The sequence below is a fragment of the Bradyrhizobium sp. UFLA05-109 genome, assembly GCF_054185165.1.
The window spans coordinates 55,021-75,644 of record NZ_JBBIAR010000004.1; the positions used below are offsets into that span (position 1 = coordinate 55,021).

General features: G+C 65.4%; 21 protein-coding genes and 1 riboswitch. Of the genes, 9 read left to right on the forward strand and 12 right to left on the reverse strand.

From position 1 onward, the window contains the following. Positions 1-4: 4 nt before the first annotated feature. Positions 5-667: a methionine biosynthesis protein MetW gene (gene metW, locus Q3C01_RS03695; protein WP_458143918.1), complete on the reverse strand. Its 663-nt coding sequence runs from the start codon at positions 665-667 to the stop codon at positions 5-7. A gap of 1 nt (position 668) precedes the next feature. Continuing rightward, positions 669-1,868 carry a homoserine O-acetyltransferase MetX gene (gene metX / locus Q3C01_RS03700; RefSeq protein ID WP_458143920.1) on the reverse strand — a complete coding sequence of 400 codons (1,200 nt, stop codon included), beginning with the start codon at positions 1,866-1,868 and terminating at the stop codon, positions 669-671. Positions 1,869-1,958: 90 nt separating this feature from the next. Continuing rightward, positions 1,959-2,038: riboswitch (SAM riboswitch) on the reverse strand. A gap of 192 nt (positions 2,039-2,230) precedes the next feature. Here metX and Q3C01_RS03705 point away from each other — a divergent pair. Genes Q3C01_RS03705 through Q3C01_RS03715 form a run of 3 tightly spaced genes read left to right on the forward strand, consistent with a single transcriptional unit; the run spans position 2,231 to position 5,150 of the window. Next, positions 2,231-3,091 carry a chorismate mutase gene (locus tag Q3C01_RS03705; RefSeq protein ID WP_458143922.1) on the forward strand — a complete coding sequence of 287 codons (861 nt, stop codon included), beginning with the start codon at positions 2,231-2,233 and terminating at the stop codon, positions 3,089-3,091. 29 nt (positions 3,092-3,120) lie between these two features. Continuing rightward, the gene (gene hisC / locus Q3C01_RS03710) at positions 3,121-4,218 is read left to right on the forward strand and encodes a histidinol-phosphate transaminase (protein ID WP_458143923.1); all 1,098 of its coding nucleotides are present in this window, start codon (positions 3,121-3,123) and stop codon (positions 4,216-4,218) included. Further along, positions 4,215-5,150, forward strand: a complete 936-nt coding sequence (locus Q3C01_RS03715; protein WP_458143924.1) for a prephenate/arogenate dehydrogenase family protein — start codon at positions 4,215-4,217, stop codon at positions 5,148-5,150. The genes hisC and Q3C01_RS03715 overlap by 4 nt, the downstream gene beginning before the upstream one ends. 106 nt (positions 5,151-5,256) lie before the next feature. Here the strand turns inward: Q3C01_RS03715 and Q3C01_RS03720 are convergent, their stop codons facing one another. Further along, complete coding sequence (locus Q3C01_RS03720) at positions 5,257-6,441, reverse strand: DUF2125 domain-containing protein (RefSeq protein ID WP_458143926.1); 1,185 nt, start codon at positions 6,439-6,441, stop codon at positions 5,257-5,259. A 110-nt stretch (positions 6,442-6,551) separates the two neighbouring features. On the opposite strand from Q3C01_RS03720, the gene Q3C01_RS03725 reads away from it, so the two are divergent. Continuing rightward, the gene (locus Q3C01_RS03725) at positions 6,552-7,163 is read left to right on the forward strand and encodes a gamma-glutamylcyclotransferase (RefSeq protein WP_458143928.1); all 612 of its coding nucleotides are present in this window, start codon (positions 6,552-6,554) and stop codon (positions 7,161-7,163) included. Here the strand turns inward: Q3C01_RS03725 and Q3C01_RS03730 are convergent. The 4 genes from Q3C01_RS03730 to ftsE all read right to left on the reverse strand — a co-directional run bounded on the left by Q3C01_RS03730 (position 7,160) and on the right by ftsE (position 10,347). Beyond that, positions 7,160-7,933 carry a lysophospholipid acyltransferase family protein gene (locus tag Q3C01_RS03730; protein WP_458143930.1) on the reverse strand — a complete coding sequence of 258 codons (774 nt, stop codon included), beginning with the start codon at positions 7,931-7,933 and terminating at the stop codon, positions 7,160-7,162. The genes Q3C01_RS03725 and Q3C01_RS03730 overlap by 4 nt on opposite strands. Positions 7,934-7,941: 8 nt before the next feature. After that, positions 7,942-8,649 carry a YdcF family protein gene (locus tag Q3C01_RS03735; RefSeq protein WP_458143932.1) on the reverse strand — a complete coding sequence of 236 codons (708 nt, stop codon included), beginning with the start codon at positions 8,647-8,649 and terminating at the stop codon, positions 7,942-7,944. A 77-nt stretch (positions 8,650-8,726) separates the two neighbouring features. Next, positions 8,727-9,695: a cell division protein FtsX gene (locus tag Q3C01_RS03740; RefSeq protein WP_458143934.1), complete on the reverse strand. Its 969-nt coding sequence runs from the start codon at positions 9,693-9,695 to the stop codon at positions 8,727-8,729. Continuing rightward, a complete protein-coding gene (gene ftsE, locus Q3C01_RS03745) occupies positions 9,688-10,347 on the reverse strand; it encodes a cell division ATP-binding protein FtsE (RefSeq protein ID WP_458143936.1) in 660 nt (219 codons plus the stop codon). The genes Q3C01_RS03740 and ftsE overlap by 8 nt, the downstream gene beginning before the upstream one ends. 162 nt (positions 10,348-10,509) lie before the next feature. Between ftsE and Q3C01_RS03750 the strand changes: the two genes are divergently transcribed. Both Q3C01_RS03750 and Q3C01_RS03755 read left to right on the forward strand, forming a co-directional pair. After that, positions 10,510-11,382, forward strand: coding sequence for an MJ0042-type zinc finger domain-containing protein (locus Q3C01_RS03750; RefSeq protein WP_458143938.1), 873 nt, complete (start codon positions 10,510-10,512; stop codon positions 11,380-11,382). Positions 11,383-11,415: 33 nt separating this feature from the next. Then, positions 11,416-11,790, forward strand: coding sequence for a response regulator (locus Q3C01_RS03755; protein WP_458143940.1), 375 nt, complete (start codon positions 11,416-11,418; stop codon positions 11,788-11,790). A 231-nt stretch (positions 11,791-12,021) separates the two neighbouring features. Here Q3C01_RS03755 and Q3C01_RS03760 read toward each other — a convergent pair whose 3' ends face one another. Then, complete coding sequence (locus tag Q3C01_RS03760) at positions 12,022-14,646, reverse strand: TIGR02302 family protein (protein ID WP_458143942.1); 2,625 nt, start codon at positions 14,644-14,646, stop codon at positions 12,022-12,024. A gap of 172 nt (positions 14,647-14,818) precedes the next feature. Between Q3C01_RS03760 and Q3C01_RS03765 the strand changes: the two genes are divergently transcribed. Both Q3C01_RS03765 and Q3C01_RS03770 read left to right on the forward strand, forming a co-directional pair. Then, entirely contained in the window at positions 14,819-15,202 is a 384-nt protein-coding gene (locus tag Q3C01_RS03765) for a carboxymuconolactone decarboxylase family protein (RefSeq protein WP_458143944.1), read from the forward strand. A gap of 243 nt (positions 15,203-15,445) precedes the next feature. Continuing rightward, the gene (locus tag Q3C01_RS03770) at positions 15,446-16,336 is read left to right on the forward strand and encodes an NAD(P)-dependent oxidoreductase (protein ID WP_458143945.1); all 891 of its coding nucleotides are present in this window, start codon (positions 15,446-15,448) and stop codon (positions 16,334-16,336) included. Positions 16,337-16,470: 134 nt separating this feature from the next. Here the strand turns inward: Q3C01_RS03770 and lysA are convergent, their stop codons facing one another. The 3 genes from lysA to argH all read right to left on the reverse strand — a co-directional run bounded on the left by lysA (position 16,471) and on the right by argH (position 19,544). Further along, positions 16,471-17,736 (reverse strand): diaminopimelate decarboxylase, encoded by a 1,266-nt coding sequence (gene lysA / locus Q3C01_RS03775; RefSeq protein WP_458143947.1) that lies wholly within the window; start codon positions 17,734-17,736, stop codon positions 16,471-16,473. Between the two features lie 23 nt (positions 17,737-17,759). After that, positions 17,760-18,053, reverse strand: a complete 294-nt coding sequence (gene lptM, locus Q3C01_RS03780) for an LPS translocon maturation chaperone LptM (protein WP_458143949.1) — start codon at positions 18,051-18,053, stop codon at positions 17,760-17,762. A 93-nt stretch (positions 18,054-18,146) separates the two neighbouring features. Continuing rightward, the gene (gene argH, locus Q3C01_RS03785; RefSeq protein ID WP_458144101.1) at positions 18,147-19,544 is read right to left on the reverse strand and encodes an argininosuccinate lyase; all 1,398 of its coding nucleotides are present in this window, start codon (positions 19,542-19,544) and stop codon (positions 18,147-18,149) included. Between the two features lie 105 nt (positions 19,545-19,649). Between argH and tlpA the strand changes: the two genes are divergently transcribed. Next, positions 19,650-20,351, forward strand: coding sequence for a thiol:disulfide interchange protein TlpA (gene tlpA, locus Q3C01_RS03790; RefSeq protein ID WP_458143950.1), 702 nt, complete (start codon positions 19,650-19,652; stop codon positions 20,349-20,351). On the opposite strand, the gene Q3C01_RS03795 is transcribed toward tlpA, so the two are convergent. Continuing rightward, positions 20,348-20,542 (reverse strand): putative motility protein, encoded by a 195-nt coding sequence (locus tag Q3C01_RS03795; RefSeq protein WP_458143952.1) that lies wholly within the window; start codon positions 20,540-20,542, stop codon positions 20,348-20,350. The two genes, tlpA and Q3C01_RS03795, sit on opposite strands and share 4 nt — an antisense overlap. Between the last annotated feature and the right edge of the window lie 82 nt (positions 20,543-20,624).

Here is a 20,624-nt window from a genome sequence, read left to right on the forward strand (position 1 = left end):
GGTGTCACTTCCCGCCGCCGCGGCTCAGCAGAAATACGCCCTGCTCGCCGAACAGATTCCACACCCACCAGGGCAATCGCAGCCGCAGCGGACGGCCGTAGAGATCGAGCGCTTCGGCGCGCTCCATCTTCACGCCGATCTCGTCGCAGAGCTGGACGAAGTCCTTGATGGTGCAGAAATGGATGTTGGCGGTGTCGTACCAGGTCGCCGGCAGGTTCTCCGTGCGCGGCATGTGGCCGCCGATCAGGAGCTGCAAGCGCATCTTCCAGTAGCCGAAGTTCGGGAACGACACGATGGCGCGGTGGCCGATGCGCAGAAGATTTTCCAGCACCACCCTCGGCTGCCGCGTCGCCTGAAGCGTCTGCGACAGGATCACATAGTCGAAGGCGTCGTCGGGATAGTTGATGAGGTCGGTGTCGGCGTCGCCCTGCACCACCGCGAGCCCCTTGGCGACGCAGCGGTTGACACCCTCGCGCGACAGCTCGATGCCGCGGCCGTCGATGCCGCGGTTTTCCAGGAGTTGCAGCAGATCGCCGTCGCCACAGCCCACGTCGAGCACCTTCGAGCCGCGCTTGACCATCTCCGCAACCAGCAAATGATCGGCGCGAAACTGGCCGGATTGTTCGGTCGCAAGGCCACCGAGCGGCAGCACTTCCTGTACAGACATTTCAGCCGCCCTTGCCGTTGATGCCGCGCGCCTTGCCCGCGGATTGCAGGAAGGCGCGGGAGATATCGAAGAATTCGGGGACGTCGAGCAGGAAGGCGTCATGGCCGCGATCGGTTTCGATCTCGGCGAACGACACCCGCGCGCTCGACGCGTTGAGCGCGTGCACCAGCGCGCGCGATTCCGAGGTCGGGAACAGCCAGTCGCTGGTGAACGACACCACGCAGAAGCGCGTCTTGACGCCGGCAAACGCCTTCGCCAGCACGCCATCATGGTCGCCGGCGATGTCGAAATAGTCCATCGCGCGCGTCAGGTAGAGATAGCTGTTGGCATCGAACCGCTCGACGAAAGACGAGCCCTGGTAGCGCAGATAGCTCTCGACCTGGAAATCCGCATCGAACGAGAATGTCGGTAGCTCACGGTCCTGCATGCGCCGGCCGAATTTACGATGCAGCGCTGCGTCCGAAAGGTACGTGATGTGCGCAGCCATCCGTGCCACCGCGAGCCCGCGATGCGGATGGATGCCGTGATCGGTATAGCGCCCGTTGTGCCAGTCGGGATCGGCCATGACGGCCTGGCGGCCGAGCTCGTGGAAGGCGATGTTCTGCGCGGAGTGCCGCGTCGAGCAGGCGATCGCGAGCGCGGAGAACACGCGCTCAGGATAGGCCGCGGTCCATTGCAGCACCTGCATGCCGCCCATCGAGCCTCCGACCACCGCAAACAGCGTGTCGATGCCGAGGCGATCGATCAGCATCGCCTGCGCGCGCACCATGTCGGGGATGGTGATGATGGGAAAATCCAGGCCCCACACCTTGCCCGTCGCTGGATTGAGCGAGGCAGGTCCGGTCGAGCCCATGCAGCCGCCGATGACGTTGGCGCAGATGATGAAGTACTGGCCGGGGTCGAGCGGCCGGCCGGGCCCGACCAGGGTCTCCCACCATCCGGGCTTGCCGGTGACGGGGTGGACATTCGCGACATGCTGGTCGCCGGTCAGCGCATGGCAGATCAGCACGGCGTTGGAACGCTCGGCATTGAGCTCGCCATAAGTCTGATAGGCGATCTGGAACGGGCTGAGGTCGATGCCGCAATCGAGGGGCAACGGTTGCTCGGCGCCGAAATACGCAACCTGCGAACTCGGATGATCCGCCTCATGCGAGCGCTCTTCGGCGATCGCGGGGCTCGGTACTGACGTGACGCCAACCATCTGACCATCGACCTCGTTGGCGGCGGCCCTCAAGCCACCGCTGACATCAGGCCATGAAAAACCCGGCCTGAACGATAGGTTCGGCCGGGATCGGATGCGTCCCCGGCCTGTTTAGCGAGTTTTTTAACGTGGCTGCAAGCCGGCCGGCTCAAATGACCACGGAACAAGCAAAAACTAGTTGCTGGAGCGCTTTTCGTCAAGCCGAGGCACCGATTAACCAAAGGGGGCCTTGCGAAGTCAGGCGAAAGAACCGTGATTTCTCTTTGCTTTCGGCGCCCATCCTGCCTAATCAGTCCCTTTGATGCAGCAGGTCCGCCTCGGCCGATCCGCTTTTGAAAACCTCTCAACAGCCCCTGGCAGATATGTCCCAACGTCCGCCCGCGCCACCATCGCTCCAGGAATTGCGCAAGGAGATCGATGCGATCGACGAGGAAGTGCATCGCCTCTTGATGCAGCGCGGCGACATCATCGACCGCCTGATCCAGGCGAAGCAAACGCAGGAGGTCGGCTCGGCTTTCCGGCCGGCGCGCGAGGCCAGCATGATGCGCCGCCTCGTCGAGCGCCATCGCGGCATCCTGCCGCTCGACACCATCGAGAGCATCTGGCGCGTCATCATCTCGACCTTCACTTATGTACAGGCGCCGTTCTCGGTGCATGCCGACGTCTCGGTCGGCGAGTCCGCGATGCGGGATTCGGCGCGATTCCATTTCGGCTTCACCACACCCTATGTGCCGCATTTCAGCGCGCAGGCCGCCGTCGAGGCGCTGGCGAAATCGAAGGGTGATTTGGCTCTGGTCTCGGCGATCTCGAGCCGCACGCCATGGTGGAGCGAACTCGAGGCCGAGGGCGCGCCAAAAATCATCGCGCGGCTGCCGTTCCTCGAGCGCGCCGACCATCCGGCTGCGCTGCCCGTCTTCGTGATCTCGCGGGTCGCCGACGACGCCATGGTCACGGAGGTCCAGACCTGGAGCGTGCGCGTGTCCGGCTGGAACGCCGACACCGCGAGGGCGCTGGCGCCGCTCGCTGACATCGTCGCGGTGCCCGATACCGCCTTCGACGGCGCTGCGCTGCTGGTGTCGGAGACCGGCATCGGCTTCGAGAAGATCAAAATGGCCCTGATCCGGGCCGGCGCCTCGGTCCGCTCGTCGGCTCTCGTCGGCGGCCACGCAACGCGCTATACGGTGCCTCCGAACGGGTCGGCCAAATCCGATGTGAAGGCTTGAGCCGCCCCGCATCCTTTCCGGAGTAGACGATGTCCCGCCCCGTGCCGAATCCCGGCATTCTCGATATTGCGCCCTACACGCCCGGCAAGAGCCCGGTGCCGGAGCCGGGCCGCAAGGTGTTCAAGCTGTCGGCGAACGAGACGCCGTTCGGGCCCTCGCCGAAGGCGATCGAGGCCTTCACACGTGTGGCGACGCATCTGGAAGACTATCCGGAAGGCACCTCGCGCGTGCTGCGCGAAGCGATCGGCCGCGCCTATGGGCTCGATCCAGACCGCATCATCTGCGGCGCCGGCTCGGACGAGATCCTCAATCTGCTCGCGCACACCTATCTCAGCCAGGGCGATGAAGCGATCTCGACCACCCACGGCTTCCTGGTCTACCCGATCGCCACCATGGCGAACGGCGCGAAGAACGTCGTGGCGGCGGAGGCGAGCTTCACCGCCGACGTCGATGCCATTCTGAAGGCAGTGACGCCGCGCACCAAGCTCGTCTGGCTCGCCAACCCCAACAACCCGACCGGCACCTATCTGCCCTTCGACGAGGTCAAGCGCCTGCGCGCCGGCCTGCCGTCGCACGTGCTGCTCGTGCTCGACGCCGCCTATTGCGACTACGTGTCTCGCAACGACTACGAAATGGGGATCGAACTGGTCGCGACCACCGAGAACACGGTCGTGACCCACACCTTCTCCAAGATCCACGGCCTCGCCGCGCTGCGCATCGGCTGGATGTTCGGTCCTGCGCATATCATCGACGCCGTCAACCGCATCCGCGGTCCGTTCAACGTCTCAACGCCGGCGATGTATGCCGCGGTCGCCGCGATCGAGGACACCGCGCATCAGCAGATGTCGAAGCAGTTCACCGAGACCTGGCGCAACTGGCTGACCGAGGAGATCGGCAAGCTCGGGCTGAAGCTGACGCCGAGCGTTGCCAACTTCGTGCTGATTCATTTTCCGGCCGAGAAGGGCAAGACCTCCGATGAGGCCGACGCCTTCCTGACCAAACGGGGACTGGTGCTGCGCGCACTGAAGAATTACGGCCTGCCCCATTCACTGCGCATGACCATCGGTACCGAAGAAGCCAACCGCCTCGTGGTCGGGGCCTTACGCGACTTCATGGGGGGCAAATGAGCGTCGCTCCGCACTTCCAGCGCGTTGCACTGATCGGCTTCGGCCTGATCGGCGGCTCGATCGCGCGCGCCGCGAAGCTCCAGGGCCTGGCTTCCGAGATCGTCACCACTGCGCGCTCGGAGAAGACGCGTGCGCGCGTCGCCGAGCTTGGCATCGTCGACCACGTGGTCGCCACCAATATCGAGGCCGTCAGGGATGCCGACCTCGTCATCCTCTGCATTCCCGTCGGCGCCTGTGGACCAGTGGCGCAGGAGATCGCGGCACATCTGAAGCCGGGCGCGATCATCTCCGACGTCGGCTCTGTCAAGGGCGCGATCGTCAGGGACATGGCGCCGCATCTGCCGCAGGGCATTCATTTCGTCCCCGCGCATCCCGTTGCGGGCACCGAGCATTCGGGCCCGGATTCCGGCTTTGCCGAGCTGTTCATCAATCGTTGGTGCATCCTCACGCCACCGGAGGGCGTCGACGCGGCCGCCGTCGACCGCTTGCGCGCGTTCTGGGCCGCGCTCGGCGCCAAGGTCGAGATCATGACACCGGATCATCATGATCTCGTGCTCGCGATCACCAGCCATCTGCCGCATCTGATCGCCTACACCATCGTCGGCACCGCCGATGAACTGCAACAGGTGACGGAATCCGAGGTGATCAAGTTCTCAGCCGGCGGTTTTCGCGATTTCACGCGTATCGCGGCGTCCGATCCGACGATGTGGCGCGACGTGTTCCTCGCCAACAAGGAGGCCGTGCTGGAGATGCTCGGCACCTTCAACGAGGACCTCGCAAAACTCACGCGTGCGATCCGCCGCGGCGATGGCGAAGCCCTGTTCGACCACTTCACCCGCACCCGCGCCATCCGCCGCGGCATCGTCGAGATCGGCCAGGATTCGGCGGCGCCTGACTTCGGCCGCCCGCATCCACCGCTGACGAAGCAGTAAGGATCTTAACGGCGCGTAGTCCGGATGGAGCGCTGCGAAATCCGGGGCTCTCGATCACGGCTGGCGCTGTCCCGGATTACGCTTCGCTCCATCCGGGCTACGACCTTCAATACAGCGGCGGGAGCTGCGCGATCTTCAGCGCGCCGAGCATCACCGCGCCATCGGCGAAGCGAAGCGGGAAGCTGCGCGCCTTCTTGCCTTCGAGGGTGCTTTCGGTACCGAGCGCATTGATGCCGGCGGCGACGCCGACATTGGCGTTCTGCTTCACGACCTTGCCAAGACCGGGAATGGCGCGGTCGAGGGCGCCGAAGAGGCCGTTGAGGTCCTGCGACTTCACGCCCGGCGCGACGCGGTCCAGCGTTGCTTGCGGCACGCCCTCTTCCAGCATCTTGTCGATACCAAGCGCGGGGATCACGCGCTCGAGGCCGGTCACAGTCATCTTCAATTCGCCGTCGAGACGACCGTTCGGCGAGATACCGAGCGTGCCGGCGGCGACCGCGATCATCTCGCCCTGCTGGATGCGCGACTGTACGATCTCGATATGCCCGCCGGCTGCCTGGAGCTCGCGGAAACGTTGCGGCCATGGCTTTGGCGTCAGATCCTTCAGCCCCGTGATCTTCGAACGCACGTCCGCTTCGAACGGCTCGGCCAGCAGCGGATGCACGCCCTGAATGCTGCCTTGCGCGATCTGGAGCACGGTCTCGATGATGGGATTGTCGCGCGAGGATCCCTCGGCGAGGCGTCCGTGCAGCTCGACCAGCTTGGCCTTCGCAACCGGCACCTGCACCGAGCCGTCGACGCGATTGATGGCGGGATCGTCGAACACGATCGAGGCGCGATCAGGCACGGCCGGCAAGCCGACCACGCTGCTGCGACCCTTGCTCCAGTTCACCACGAAGGACGTCTGCGTGACGCCGTCGGTCAGCGTCGCCGGCGCGGTGAATTCGGCGATCACGAGCTTGGGATCATAGACCTGGGCGACGACCAGGATGTTGTCGAGCCTGGCCGTGAACGGCGTCTTGCTCGCGGTCTGCGAGACCAGCGACACGCTGGCGCCGGAGCACTGCACCTCGAAGCGGAACGGGAAACCGGCGATCGAGCGCTTGGCGCAATCATAGATGCGGCCCGACTTGGCCTCCTGGGCGCGCCAGGCATCGGCAGCCACTTCGGCCTGGGAGGCGGCGTAGAACCAGAAGCCGCTCCAGGCGACGGCGAGAATCAAGAGGAGGACGGGCGCGATGAAAAGGCCCCAGCGGGGGCGCCGCCTGGCGGCAATGGTCATATCGGACATGCCGCGACCCTTTGACCCCAGATGATGGCAAATGTAAGCGAGATTGGCTTGCTGCAGGAGGTCGAGAATTCACTTCGCCTGGACGGCGGGGTCTGGTAGCGGTGCCAAACATGTCCGAAATTACCCTCCCCTCCGTCACGACGGCCACCGGCGACCTCTGGGTGTTCGGCTATGGCTCGCTGATGTGGCGGCCCGGCTTCGCGTTCGAGGAGCGCGTGCCGGCGCGGCTGGTTGGCGAGCATCGCGCGCTCTGTGTCTATTCCTTCGTCCATCGCGGCACGCCCGAGAAGCCGGGCCTCGTGCTCGGGCTCGATCGCGGCGGCGCCTGCCGCGGCATCGCCTTCCGCGTCGCTGCGAGGAGCCGTGCCGATGTGGTCGCTTACTTGCGCGAACGCGAGCAGGTCACCTCGGTCTATCGCGAGGTGATGCGCTCGGTGTGGCTCGAGAACGACGCACGGCAGCGTGTCAGTGCCCTCGCCTACGTCGTCGACCGCGGCCATGTGCAGTATGCGGGACGCCTGTCGCTTGCCGAGCAGCATCGCCACGTGCTGCAAGGCCACGGCCAGTCCGGTGCCAATCGCGACTACGTCACCGCGACGGTGAAGGCGATCGAGGCCGAAGGTTTTCGCGATACGCAGCTGCATCAGCTTGCGGTTCTCCTGCACAACGATGCGCATTCCCTGCATGATCCGGCTCCGAGCAGCGAGCGGGACGAGCGCTAGTTGCTGGAAGCCACGTAGCTCGGCGCGCTGCCGATGCGCTGCTCCTGCTCTTTCCGTCCGGCTTCGACGATGCGGCCCGTGGCCTCCTCGATCGCGTCGCGAACGCGCGCGATGTACTCGTCCTTCGGCAGACCCGGCGGCAGCGGATCCAGGAACTCCACCACCAGCGTGCCGGGATAGCGCATGAAGGTCCGGCGCGGCCAGAACAGGCCGGAGTTGAGCGCGATCGGCAGGCACGGCACGCCGCAGGCCGAATAGATCTGGGCGAAGCCGGTCTTGTAGTCCGGTGGCGCGCCCGGCGCGCGGCGGGTGCCCTCCGGGAAGATCACGAGCTGGCGGCCGGAGCGCACCGCATCGCGCGCCCGCCGCGTCATGTCCAGGAGCGCCTTGACGCCTGCGCTGCGATCGATCGCGATCATGCCGGTCTTGCCCAGGAACTGACCGAACACCGGAATGTGCATGAGCTGGCGCTTGAGGATGAAGATCGGCCGGTCGAAGAACCGCAGCAGCGCGAACGTCTCCCAGAAGGATTGATGCTTCGACGCGATCACCAGTGGTCCCGCCGGGATCTTCTCCACACCTCTGAATTCCACCTTGATGTTGCAGATCACCCGCATCAGGAGCAGCGTCGAGCTCGCCCACCATTCGGCGACCGTCAGCGTCGCGCGGGGCGACATCAGGAAGGTCGGCAGCGCGATGATCGCACAGAACACCAGGACGGCGTAGAACAGCACGTTGAAAACCAGCGAACGCAGGAAGAGCAAGAACATCAACGATCCTAATTGGCCTGTGCGGTGGCGGGCCGTTTCGTCGGCTGCACGCCAGGAGGCTGCTCCGACACTTCGGGCGAAAGGTCAATCCCGAAATCCTCGAGCCGCACGCGCAGCTCGGCGGCAACGTATTTGACATATTCCGACAACAAGAGCCGCAGCGTCGAGGACGAGGTCCACCACGGCTCCTCCCGCCATTTGTCGCCGACCACCGCAAACGGGATCAGCGCGATCTCGGGCATCGCATGCGAGAATTCCACCAGCGCGCGCGGCATGTGGTAGTTCGAGGTCACCACGATCAGCGACTTGAAGCCACGCTCATGCGCCCAGCGCCGCGCCTCTGCCGCGTTACCACGGGTCGAGACCGCGGAGCGGTCGAGATCGACGCAGCAGCGCATGTAGGACTGGTTCTCCGGCAGAGTCCGCGAGATATCGCTGACCGTGGAGGTCGGGTGCACGCCGGAGATCAGGAGCCTTTGGCCGAAGCCCGCAGCCAACAGCTCCATCGCATCCGACACCCGCGACGATCCGCCGGTCAGGACCACGATGCCGTCCGCCTTGCGGTCCGGTGCCAGCTCGGCGCCGCGCAGCTGCGACAGGAACGCGACGAAACCCGCCGCCGCGCCGACGAAGGCGATCGCGAGCGTCGACACGACGGCCGCGCGCAGCCAGCCGCGCGGCAACTTCGGCGATCGATCGTCGGTCGGCGAGGTCATATGATGTCGTGGTCCCTTCCCCTGGCAATTTTAGAACGTTTTTGGATGAAGTGGAGTCCGGTTTGACGCGCGGCGCCTCAATCGACGTCGTTCAGCGTCGCGAACAGCGTCTGCCGCGACGCCACTGCCGTGATTGCGCCGATCAGGACCGCCTGCACCGCGAGCACGACGTAACCCGACGGCCGCAGCGAGAACGTGCCGAGCAGGGCGGCGAACTGGTCGCCGACCGGCGTGCCGGAGAACCAGCCGGCGATCGACTCGGAGAAGCCGAATACCAGCATGGCGACGCCGCCGCCGATCACGCCGCCTTCGAGGCCGAGGCGGAGGAAATGCCGCAGGAAGCGGTTGGCGATATAGCGGTCGCCGGCGCCGACGAAATGCAGGACCTCGACGATCGGCCGGTTGGCGGCCATCGCGCCGCGGGTTGCGAACGACACCGAGATGATGGTCGCGACGATGACGAGCGCGAGTATACCGAGGCCTGCGAGCACGGTGGCGTTGGTCATCGAGCGCATCCGCTCGATCCAGGCGCGGTGATCGTCGACGCTCGCGTTTGGCGCGACCTGCGCCACGCGGCTGCGCAAGGCGACGAGATCGAGCGTCGTGCCCGGCTGCACGCGGGCGATGATCATGCGCGGCACCGGAAGATCGTCCATCGACAGGCCGGTGCCGAGCCAGGGCTCGAGCAGCTTCCCGGATTCCTCCTTGCTGAACGGCTTGACCTCGACGATGCCTGCTTGCGCGCGCATCGCTTCCGTCACGGCAGTGGTGTCGCGCTCGATGTCGCGCCCGGCCTGGGGCCGGACCTGGATGGTGATTTCGCTCGCTACATCCGACTGCCATTCGGCCGCGGACGCGCTCACCAAGAGCACCGCGCCCGTGGTCATCGAGGCAAGGAAGGTCATGATCGCGACGACCGCGACCAGCGCGCGGCCATGGATCGAGGCGCGCGGCACGATCGGCGACATGTTGCGCGCTTTCGCCGGGACCTGCGGACGCTCCTGTCCGAGGTCGACGAAGACGCCGCGCTCGTCGGTCCTATTCATAGACGTGCAGTCGTCCCTGGTGCAGCACGAGCCGGCGCGCCTCGTACTGGTCCATCAACCCGATATCGTGGGTCGCGATGATGACGGCGGTGCCGGACTTGTTCAACTCGATGAAGAGCCGCAGCAGCCTGCGACCAAGCGTCGGATCGACGCTGCCGGTCGGCTCGTCCGCGAGCAGAAGCTGCGGCCGCGAGATCACCGCGCGCGCGATCGCCGCGCGCTGCTTCTCGCCGCCCGACAGGATCGGCGGCAGCGCATCCATGCGCTCGCCCAGGCCCACCCAGCGCAGGAGATCGATGACCTCCTTGCGGTAGCTGGATTCGTTGCGGCCCATCACGCGGAACGGCAGCGCGACGTTCTCGTAGGTCGTCATGTGGTCGAGCAGGCGAAAATCCTGAAGCACGATGCCGATGCGCTTGCGCAAATCGGCGATCTCGTCCTTGCCGAGCAGCGAGATGTCGTGGCCGAACAGATTGACCAGGCCGCGCGTCGGCCGATGCGACAGGAACAACAGGCGCAGCAGCGACGTCTTGCCGGCGCCGGAGGGGCCGGTGAGGAACTGGAAGGAGTGCGCCGGGATCTGGAAGCTCAGGTCGCGCAGAATCTCCGGCCCCAGACCGTAACGCAATCCGACATTTTCGAACCGAACCAAGCTCAGCTCCGTTCGAGGTGGGGCGCGGCGCACGCCGCAAAACTCTGCCGCATGCGATGAAAGCCTTGTGCGGCCGTTATGGTTTCCGATTCGTTAACGGTCGCCTTGTAGCATCGAAAGAGCCCGGTTTCGCTACGGCTGGGTCATCGCCGAGGCTGGTCCATGCACATCGTATGCCCCCATTGTACGACATCTTACGCCATCAAGCTCGCAAGCCTTGGGGCGAATGGGCGCACCGTGCGCTGCTCCCGCTGCAAGGAGACCTGGGTGGCGCGGCCCGAGGACGCCGTCGAGGAAGTGCAGGAGAAAGCTAACGCGCCGGCCATGGCCACGGCGAGCCAGGCAGGGGACCAGTCCGACATCGCGGAGCAGTGGAACACCTACGTCCGGGAGGACGCCGCCGATACGCCGGTGGTCGACAGCCCCTCGATCGCCAGCGACTGGCCCACCGAGGAAACCAAGGACGACGACTGGTCGGAAGCCGAGGCCGACGACGACGAATTGGCCGGAGAGCCGCATCAGTCCTGGTTCCGCGGGTTGTTCCGCCGCCGGGCCCGGGTCGTTCGTCCGGTGAGCAGGCCGCCGCGAAAGTCCCATTTCGGCCTGCCGACCGCCTGCGTTGCCATGGGCGCGCTGGCCGTTGCGCTGGTGGTCTGGCGCGCCGACATGGTTCGGCTGCTGCCGCAGACCGCGGCGTTCTACAAGATGATCGGCATCGAGGTGAACCTGCGCGGCCTCGCCTTCAGGGACGTCAAGGTGACCTCCGAGACCGTCGACGGCAAGCAGGTACTGGTGATCGAAGGCGTGATCGTCGGCGAGACCAGGAAGGCGGTCGACATCCCGCGCCTGCGCTTCGCCGTGCGTGACGCGCAAGGCGCCGAGATCTACGCCTGGAACGCGGTGCTGGAGCAGACCGTGCTGCATCCCGGCGAGCACGCGTTCTTCAAGTCGCGCCTCGCCTCGCCGCCACCTGAAGGCCGCAATATCGATATTCGTTTCTTCAACCGGCGTGACATCGCCGGTGGCAGCGCGTGATCGGGCTGCCAGCTTCCGCAAAGGTTTGGCCCGATGCCAAAGGTGCTGATCGCCGATGACGAGGAGTCCATGCGCACCCTGGTGGCGCGTGCCATCGCCATGGACGGCCACCAGACCGTCACCGCGCAGGACGGCGCCGAAGCGCTGGAGATCTTGACGCGCGAGGACGGCGCGTTCGACCTCCTGCTCACCGACATCCAGATGCCCGTGATGGACGGCATCGCGCTCGCACTCTCGGCCGCGCGCGATTTTCCGGAACTGACGATCTTGCTGATGACCGGCTTTGCCGATCAGCGCGAGCGCGCCTCGAACCTCAATGCGCTCGTGCACGACGTGGTGACGAAGCCGTTTTCGGTGGCGGATATCCGCACGGCGGTTGCCGACGCACTGGCGGCGAAGAAGGGGTAGCGGGGCAACCCCACATTCCTCTGTCATGCCCCGCGAAAGCGAAAGCGGGGCATCCAGTACGCCGCGGCTTCTCCGTATCCTCGCACTGCCTCTGGAATACTGGATCGCCCGCTTTCGCGGACGATGACGGCTGGGGGTGTGGCGACGCCTGTAGCCCCGCATGGAGCGAAGCGACATCCGCGGAACGAGTCCCGGATTTCGCTTCGCTCCATCCGGGCTACGAGAGGGTGCTCAAAAATCCTTCAGCAGCCGCTCGAGGTAGTCGAGCTCGAGCTGCGGCCTAGACGGATCGCCAAGGCGACGGCGAAGCTCTTCGAGGATGCGGCGGGCGCGCTGGACGTCGATTTCGCCGGGGATCTTCACCGTGTAGTCGTCGCTGAACTCGTGGCCGTGCAAGGGACGGCCGAGCGGGTCGGTCTGGTTGCCGCCGCTCTGCTGCCGGCCGGCGCGATTGCCAGGGCCATCGCCCTGGCCATCGCCGTCGCCCTGCTGCATGGCCTCGGCCATCTTCTGCGCACCCTTGCGCATCGCGTCGAGCGCCTTGCCTTGCGAGTCCACGGCGCCGTCGGCATTGCCTTCACCGAGCTTGGAGCCGGCATCGCCCATGGCGTTGTCGGCTGCATCGAGACCGCCGTCATCATCGCCCTGGTCGGCATCCTCATCGCCGCCCTGGCCTTGCTGGCCCGGTTGTCCCTGCTCGCCTTGCTGACCCTTTTGGCCTTTCTGGCCCTTCTGCCCCTTTTGGCCGTTCTGCGCGAGCCCGCGCTTCTGGAGCTCATCCTGAAGCTTCTTCAAGCGATCGCGCAGGGCCTGCTGGTCCTGCTGCAGGTCGGACATCGACTGATCGCCCTGCTGGCCCTGCTTGCCGCGCATGCGGTCGCGCCGGGAATCCTGGCCCTGCTTGAAGGTCTTGTCGCGCAATTGCTGCTGCTTGCGGATCATGTCGCCGAGCTCGTTGAGCGCCTGCTCCATGTCGCTCTCGCCGCTCTGGCCCGGCTGCGCCATCTGGAGGCCCTCCAGCATCTGCTGGAGCTGGTCGAGCAACTGTTTCGCCGCATCCTTGTCGCCGGAGCGCGACAGGCGCTCCATGCGGTCGATCATGTTGTTGAGATCCTGCTGGCGCATGATCTTCGTGTTGGGATCAAGAGGACGGGCGAGCTGCTGTGGATTGTTGCGGAACTGCTCGGCGAGCTGGCGCATGAAATTGTCCAGCGCCTGACGCAGATCCTGGGTGAGCTTCTTGATCTCCTCGTCGCTCGCACCGCGCTCGAGCGCCTGCTTGAGCGCGTCCTGCGCCGCGCGGAGCGCCTTGTCGACGTCGGTGATGTTGCCGTCCTCGATCGTCACCGCAAGCGCCCAGAGGCTCGCAACGACCTCGCGCAGCGCGTCGTCGGTTCGGGCAGCCTCTAGCTGCCTCGCGACGTTGTAGAGGCCGAGATATTGGCCGGTCTCGGGCGTGAACAATTCCGGCGCAATCATCAGCGCGTCGAGGGCGGCATAGACGTCGGAGTTCTTGTTGGCGTCGAGCGCCAGGATGCGGCGCTGCTCGATCAGCGCGCGCGCCAGCGGCTTGGTGAAGAGACGCTCGGGCAAACGCATGTTGAAGGGGTCGCTCTTCGCCTCATTGCCTGCCTCGTCCTTGGCAGTCAGCGTCAGCGCGACGTCGGCGCCGGCATAGGGGTCCTCGCTGAGGTCCTTGACGGTCTGGCCGAGGCCGTTGCGGGTGCGCGCGTTCGGCAGCACGAGTGCGAATTGCGGCGGCTGGAAAAGCGGCCGCGGCGCGGCCTTCTGATCGTCGCCCTTCTGGGTATCGGACGGACGCACCGCGAATTGCGCCTCGGCGCCGGTGACACCGTAATCATCCTCGATCTTGTAGGAGAGCTGTAGCGCGCCCCTGGCCTGACGCTCGGGATCCTTGGCCAGCGAAATCGTCGGCGGCCGATCGGGCGTCGCGGCGAACTTCCATTGCGGCTGTCCGGAGGGCGCACGGACATGCGCCGTGCCGTCGCTCGCGATGGCAAAATGCTTCTCGTTGGTACCCTTCGGGGCTTGCTCGTTCGGCGCAACTTCCTTGAGGCCGCCAGAGACCACGACGTCGAGGCTGCCGCCGGAGGAGCGCACAATCAGCGTGGAGCCGGCGGGAACGGCGAGCGGGCCGCTCGCGGGAAGCGCTGCAGCCTCCTTGTTGGCGGCCGACAGGATGATCGGCGGCTTGGAGGTGTAGACCGGCGGGGTGACCCAGGCGTCGACGCGGATATTCGTCGGTGCCAGCACGCCGTTCCAGTCGAAGGCGGCACCCATGCGCATGGCGCGCTCGTCGCCCGCGGCGAAGAAGGTTGCAACCAGCATCACCATCACGGCTCCGCGCAGCGCCCACGGATCGTGGATCGCGAGCCGCGGATGCGGCAATCCGGCGCGGATGCGCTTGAGCGAGGCCAGCGTGCGCTCGCGCTGCGCCTGCCACAGCACCTGTGCGACCGGGTCCTGCGTGCTCAGGGTGTCGGTGAGCGTCGTTGCCGGACGGTGGCGGATACCGGAACCGCTATCGAGTCGACTCAGGCTCTGCTCGCGGCTCGGCCAGCGGAAGCGAATCAGCGGAAACAGGGCGGCAAGCGCCGCGACAGCAAACAGGCCAAGCCCGACCGCGCGGGCGATGAAGGGCAGCGCCAGCCAAAGGCCAGCCCAGGATACCACCAGAAACAATCCGACAACGGTCAAAAACCGCGCCAGATGTGGCCAGGCGCGCTCCCAGGCGATCGCATATGTGGCCCGCTTGAGGGCCTGCGCCAGCTTCAGCCGCGACAGAGCGTTGCCATCGCGGATCGGGTCTGACGGCTCAGGGGTGACGCCGTTCAATCAGCTCTCCAAGTTGCCCGGAACAAGAGCGTACCACAACGGCAGCACTGAGGCACCCGTTCCTCTACGGGACCCTGCACCCGAGCGGTGCATAACACGAAGGCGTGACTGGTTGTGTTCGACACCGTAGGTTTCCGTCCGCAAATCCTTCACGCAAGACACAAGGAACGCCATGGACAAGAAGATGCACGATAAGGGGCTGGAAGTTCGCAAAGCAGTGCTCGGCGAGGCCTATGTCAACAATGCCCTGAAGAACGTCGACGACTTCACCCGGCCGTTCCAGGAGATGCTCAACGAATATTGCTGGGGGACCGTGTGGGGCCGCGAGGAGCTGCCGCGCAAGACCCGCAGCATGCTCAACATCGCGATGATCGCGATTCTCAACCGCCAGCACGAGTTCCGCGCGCACCTGAAGGGCGCGCTGACCAACGGCGTCACGCGCGACGAAATCCGCGAGATCCTGATGCAGGTCGCGATCTACGGCGGCATGCCGGCGGCGGTGGACAGCTTTCGCATCGCGCGCGAGGTGTTCGCGGAGATCGATGGGAAGGCGTGAGGTCTCTCACCTGTCGTTCCGGGGCGCGCCACCGGGTCCGCGCAAAGCGCGGCCCGATGACAGGCTCCGCGCGAGCCCGGGACCCATAACCACAGGAAGATGTGATTACGGAGACTCGGAGTTAGCACTTCGCTCCACGACTCCTCCCTGGGGTTATAGGTCCCCGCTTTCGCGGGGACGACAGTGAATGCTTGGCGAGCCGCTCCCGTCCATCAGCCACAACAACAAACACAAGGAAACACCATGGACATCGGATTCATCGGTCTCGGAAACATGGGGTTTCCGATGACGCGGCGGTTGATCGAGGCGGGGCATCGGCTCGTTGTGTTCGATACGCGGAAAGCGGTCCTCGATACGCTGGTTGTGCGCGGTGCAACGGCGGCGACGTCGCCGAAAGATGTCGCCGACCGGGTCGAGACCGTGATGGCGAGCCTGCCGTCGCTGCAGGCTTCGCTCGAGGTCGCAACCGGTGCGAACGGCGTGATCGATGGCAAGCGCGTCAAGCGTTTCGTTGATTTGTCGACCGTCGGCTCGCAGATGGCGGCCAGGATTCACGGCCTGCTGGCGATGCGCAACATCGTGCAGATCGACAGCCCCGTCTCCGGCGGCGTCGCCGGTGCCGAGAAGGGCACGCTGGCCGTGATGGCGTCCGGACCGAAGGGGGAGTTCGACACGATCAAGGCCGCGCTCGACGTGATCGGAAAGGTATTTTTCATCGGCGAGAAGCCGGGCGCGGCGCAGACCATGAAGCTCGCCAACAATTTTCTCTCAGCAACCGCGATCGTGGCAACGTCGGAAGCGGTGGTGATGGGCGTCAAAGCCGGGCTCGATCCGGCCGTGATGATCGACGTCATCAATGCGGGCTCCGGCATGAACACCGCAAGCCGCGACAAGTTTCCGCGTTCGGTCCTGCCGCGGAGCTTCGACTTCGGCTTTGCCACCGGGCTGATGGTGAAGGACGTGCGGCTGGCGCTGGCGGAGATGAAGCAGCTCGGCCTGTCGATGGAGGTCGCCGATGCGGTCGGCCGTCTCTGGGAGACCGTGATCAGCGAGGAAGGCGCGGGTTCGGATTTCACCGCGGCGATAAAGCCGATCGAGAAGAGAGCCGGGGTGGTGGTCGGCAGGAAGGCATAGGCTTCGCGGCAATCGCGCGATCGTCGCAGATTTGCCCGACGCGCCAAACGGTTCTGCCGGGTGACCGTGCGTGAGGCCGGCAACCCCTGGCTACTTTGCATGGGGTTGTTCTTGCGGATTTCGCTACGACAGCCTCACAGCCACGGCGCGGGCGTGTCCATGGCGATGAGCTGCTCGACGTCGATGCGGGGGCGCACCACCGCATATTGATCGCCCTTGACCAGCACCTCCGGCACCAGCGGCCGGGAATTGTACGTGCCGGCCTGCACGGCGCCATAGGCACCAGCGGTCATGATGGCGAGGAGATCACCCGGCTTCGGCGTCGGCAGCGTGCGGTCGAGCGCGAGGTAATCGCCGGTCTCGCAGACCGGGCCGACGACGTCGGCCAGCATCGTCGGCGCGCCCGCGGCGGGCTGCCTGACCGGCAGGATGTCGTGATGGGCCTCATAGAGCGTCGGGCGGATCAGGTCATTCATCGCGGCGTCGATGATGACGAAGTTCTTGCCGTCGCCGTGCTTCACGTAGATCACTTTGGTGACCAGGATGCCGGCGTTGCCGACGATCATGCGGCCCGGCTCGAACATCAGCGTGCAGCCGAGGTTGTGCGTGATGCGCCTGACCATCGCAGCATAGGCATCGGGCGCGGGCGGCGCCTCGCGGTCCATGTAGTAGGGAATGCCGAGGCCGCCGCCGAAATCGACATGCGAGATGTTGTGGCCATCGGCGCGCAGCGTCTGAACGAATTCGGCGAGGATGCGGAACGCGATCTCCATCTTGGAGAGATCGGTGATCTGGCTGCCGATATGCACGTCGGTGCCGGTCACCACAATGCCGGGCAGCTTCGCCGCCCGTGCATACACCTCCCGGGCGTGGACGATCGGGATGCCGAACTTGTTCTCGGACTTGCCGGTGGAGATCTTTGCGTGCGTGCCCGCATCGACGTCCGGATTGACGCGCACGGAGATACGCGCGGTCTTGCCCATCTCGCTTGCGAGGCATGACAGCAGCTCGAGCTCAGGCTCGGATTCGACATTGATGCAGAGGATGTCGGCGGCAAGCGCCGCGCGCAGCTCGGTCTCAGTCTTGCCGACGCCCGAGAACAGGATCTTGCTTGGGGGGATGCCGGCGGCGAGCGCACGCTTCAATTCGCCGCCCGAGACCACGTCGGCGCCGGCCCCCAGCTTTGCCAGCGTGCGCAGCACCGACTGGTTGGAGTTCGCCTTCATGGCGTAGCAGACCAGCACCTTCTCGCCGGCAAAGGCATCGGCGAAAACGCGGTAATGCCGCTCGAGCGTCGCGGTCGAATAGCAATAGAAGGGCGTGCCGACGGTCGCGGCGAGATCGGAAAGATTAACCGCCTCGGCGTGCAGGACGCCGTTGCGGTAGTCGAAATGATTCATGGCGTTCGCTCAGTCATCCCGGCTCACTTGCCGGGCTTTTCGTCCAGCAGCGGGTCGAGGACAAACGATTTCTTCTTGCCCTTGGCGGCGGCGGGCGCAGCATCCGCGCCATAGGTGGGATTGAACACGCTCGGCGTCTTCTGGGCCTCGGTCTCGGTATCGGTGGGAGCCGGGGCAACATTCGCCGTGGACGCATTGGACGCAGTCGGCGGCAGATCCAACGGCCCCTTGCGGCCACAGCCGGCGAGCGCCAGCGCGCTCAGGCTCAAGACAATGATGGCCCACCCCGAGCCGGTCGGGCGAAACTTTGACGTCACGACGAGATCCCCACTACGCGGGCCGCACCATACAGAGATTGGCTCGCTCTGGCGAGAGCCGGATGATCATGAAAAACCAACGAAATTTTGCCCTCAGCCCGATTTTCGCTCTTTTTCCAAGCGCTTCGCCCAGGCCTTGGCCTGCGCCGTCACGTTCTTCGGCGCCGTGCCGCCAAAGCTGGTGCGGCTCTTCACCGACGATTCGACCGAGAGCACGCCGAACACATCCTTGGTGATTTTCGGCTCGATCGCCTGCATCTCCTTGAGCGGAAGCTCGTGGAGCGCGACGCCGTCGCTCGCGGCCTTTGCCACGATCCGGCCCGTGACGTGATGAGCCTCGCGGAACGGCATTTTCAGCGTCCTCACCAGCCAGTCGGCAAGATCAGTCGCGGTGGCATAGCCTTCGCCCGCAGCCGCCTTCATCTTGGCTTCGTCCGGCACGAGGTCACCGACCATGCCGGTCATGGCGCGGATCGCGAGCGACAGCGCCGCAAAGCCTTCCATCGCGCCCTGCTTGTCCTCCTGCATGTCCTTTTGATAGGCGAGCGGCAGGCCCTTCATCACGATCAGGAGGCCATTGAGCGCGCCGATGACGCGTCCCGTCTTGGCGCGCACGAGTTCGGCGGCGTCAGGATTGCGTTTCTGCGGCATGATCGAGGAGCCGGTGGTGAACTTGTCGCTGAGGCGGATGAGGCCCACGAGCGGCGAGGTCCAGATCACGATCTCTTCCGCAAAGCGCGACATGTGCACGGCGCAGATCGAGGCTGCCGACAGCGTCTCCAGCACGAAGTCGCGGTCGGACACCGCGTCGAGCGAGTTGGCCATCGGCCGGTCGAAGAAAAGCGCTTTCGCCGTGGCGTGGCGGTCGATCGGGAACGAGGTACCGGCAAGTGCGGCCGCTCCCAGCGGAGATTCATTCAGCCGCTTGCGGGCATCCCGAAAGCGGCCGCGATCGCGGGCGGCCATCTCGACATAGGCGAGCAGATGGTGGCCGAAGGTGACGGGCTGTGCGGTCTGCAGATGCGTGAAGCCGGGCATCACGGTCCCGGCATGTTCCAGCGCGCGTTGCACCAGCGCCTCCTGGAACGCGGCGAGCGCGGCGTCCGTTTCGTCGATGATGTCCCGGACGAACAGGCGGAAGTCGGTCGCGACCTGGTCGTTGCGCGAGCGCGCGGTGTGCAGGCGGCCGGCGGCGGGGCCGATCAGCTCGGACAGGCGGCTTTCGACATTCATATGGATGTCCTCGAGCGCGCGCTTGAACGCGAAGCCGCCCTTGCCGATCTCTGACAAAATCGTGTCTAGACCCCTGCCGATATTTTTCGCATCAGAGGCCGTGATGATGCCCTGCGTGGCGAGCATCGCGGCATGGGCCTTGGACGCGGCAATGTCCTGGGCGAAGAGGTGACGATCGACGTCGATGGAGACGTTGATTTCCTCCATGATCTCGTCGGGACGTTCCGAGAACCGGCCGCCCCACATCTTGTTGCTCATGATCCCCTGCTCACGCCTTGCTGCTTGCTGCGCGGTCTGTGCCGCACGTTTGCTGACTGCTGCCAGCCGTATTAAGAGGCCCCTGATAGCCATATCTGCGACCGGATGACAAACGATATGCTCGACCCCAACGATATGCCCGACCAACGGAAAGCGCGGTCGGCCACGCGCCGGATTCCCCTGGTGATCGCCACCGTGGCGGTCGGGGGCCTGGTTGGCTTTGGCGCGCTATACGGGCTGGGCCTGAAGCGGGGGCCCGCGGGCGATCCGGCCTGCCGCGCGGCGGTCCAGACGGCCAACCGGCTAGCGCCGCTCGCCCGCGGCGAGGTGGCGGCGCTGACCATGGCGACCGCGCCGTTAAAGCTGCCGGACTTCGCCTTCGAGGACGCCGACGGCAAGCCGAAAAGGCTCTCCGACTTCCGCGGCAAGACCGTGCTGGTGAACCTCTGGGCGACCTGGTGCGTGCCCTGTCGGAGGGAGATGCCGGCGCTGGATGCGCTCCAGACCAAGCTTGCGGGTCCGAATTTCCAGGTGGTCGCGATCAATATCGACACCCGCGACCCCGAGAAGCCGAGAAACTTCCTGAAAGAGGCCGGCCTGACGCAGCTCGGCTATTTCAACGACCAGAAAGCGAAGGTTTTCCAAGATCTTAAGACAATAGGTCGGGCGCTGGGCATGCCGACCTCGGTGCTGGTCGACCCGCAGGGCTGCGAGATCGCGACGATTGCAGGCCCGGCCGAATGGGCGAGCGCTGATGCCATGAAGCTGCTGCGCGCCGCGCTGAACCCGGCCGCCGCGGCGCTTTAAGCCGTAATATTGAGATTATTGCCGACGCCGGCACCGACATTGGCGAGCGAGGGCTGGCCGGCACCGAGCAGCGTCAGGACAGCGGATTTCTCCGCATCCATGTTCTGCTTCATCACAGTCGTCGCGATGTTCGACTGCAACGCGCCTTGCTGAGCGGTCAGCATGCTGCTGACCATGGCCATCATGTCCATACGTAGACCCTCGTACGGGCGGCAGCCTAGGCGCGAGGGGTTAACGAGAGGTGGAGGTTCGGGGCAGTTCGTGTCCCGGACA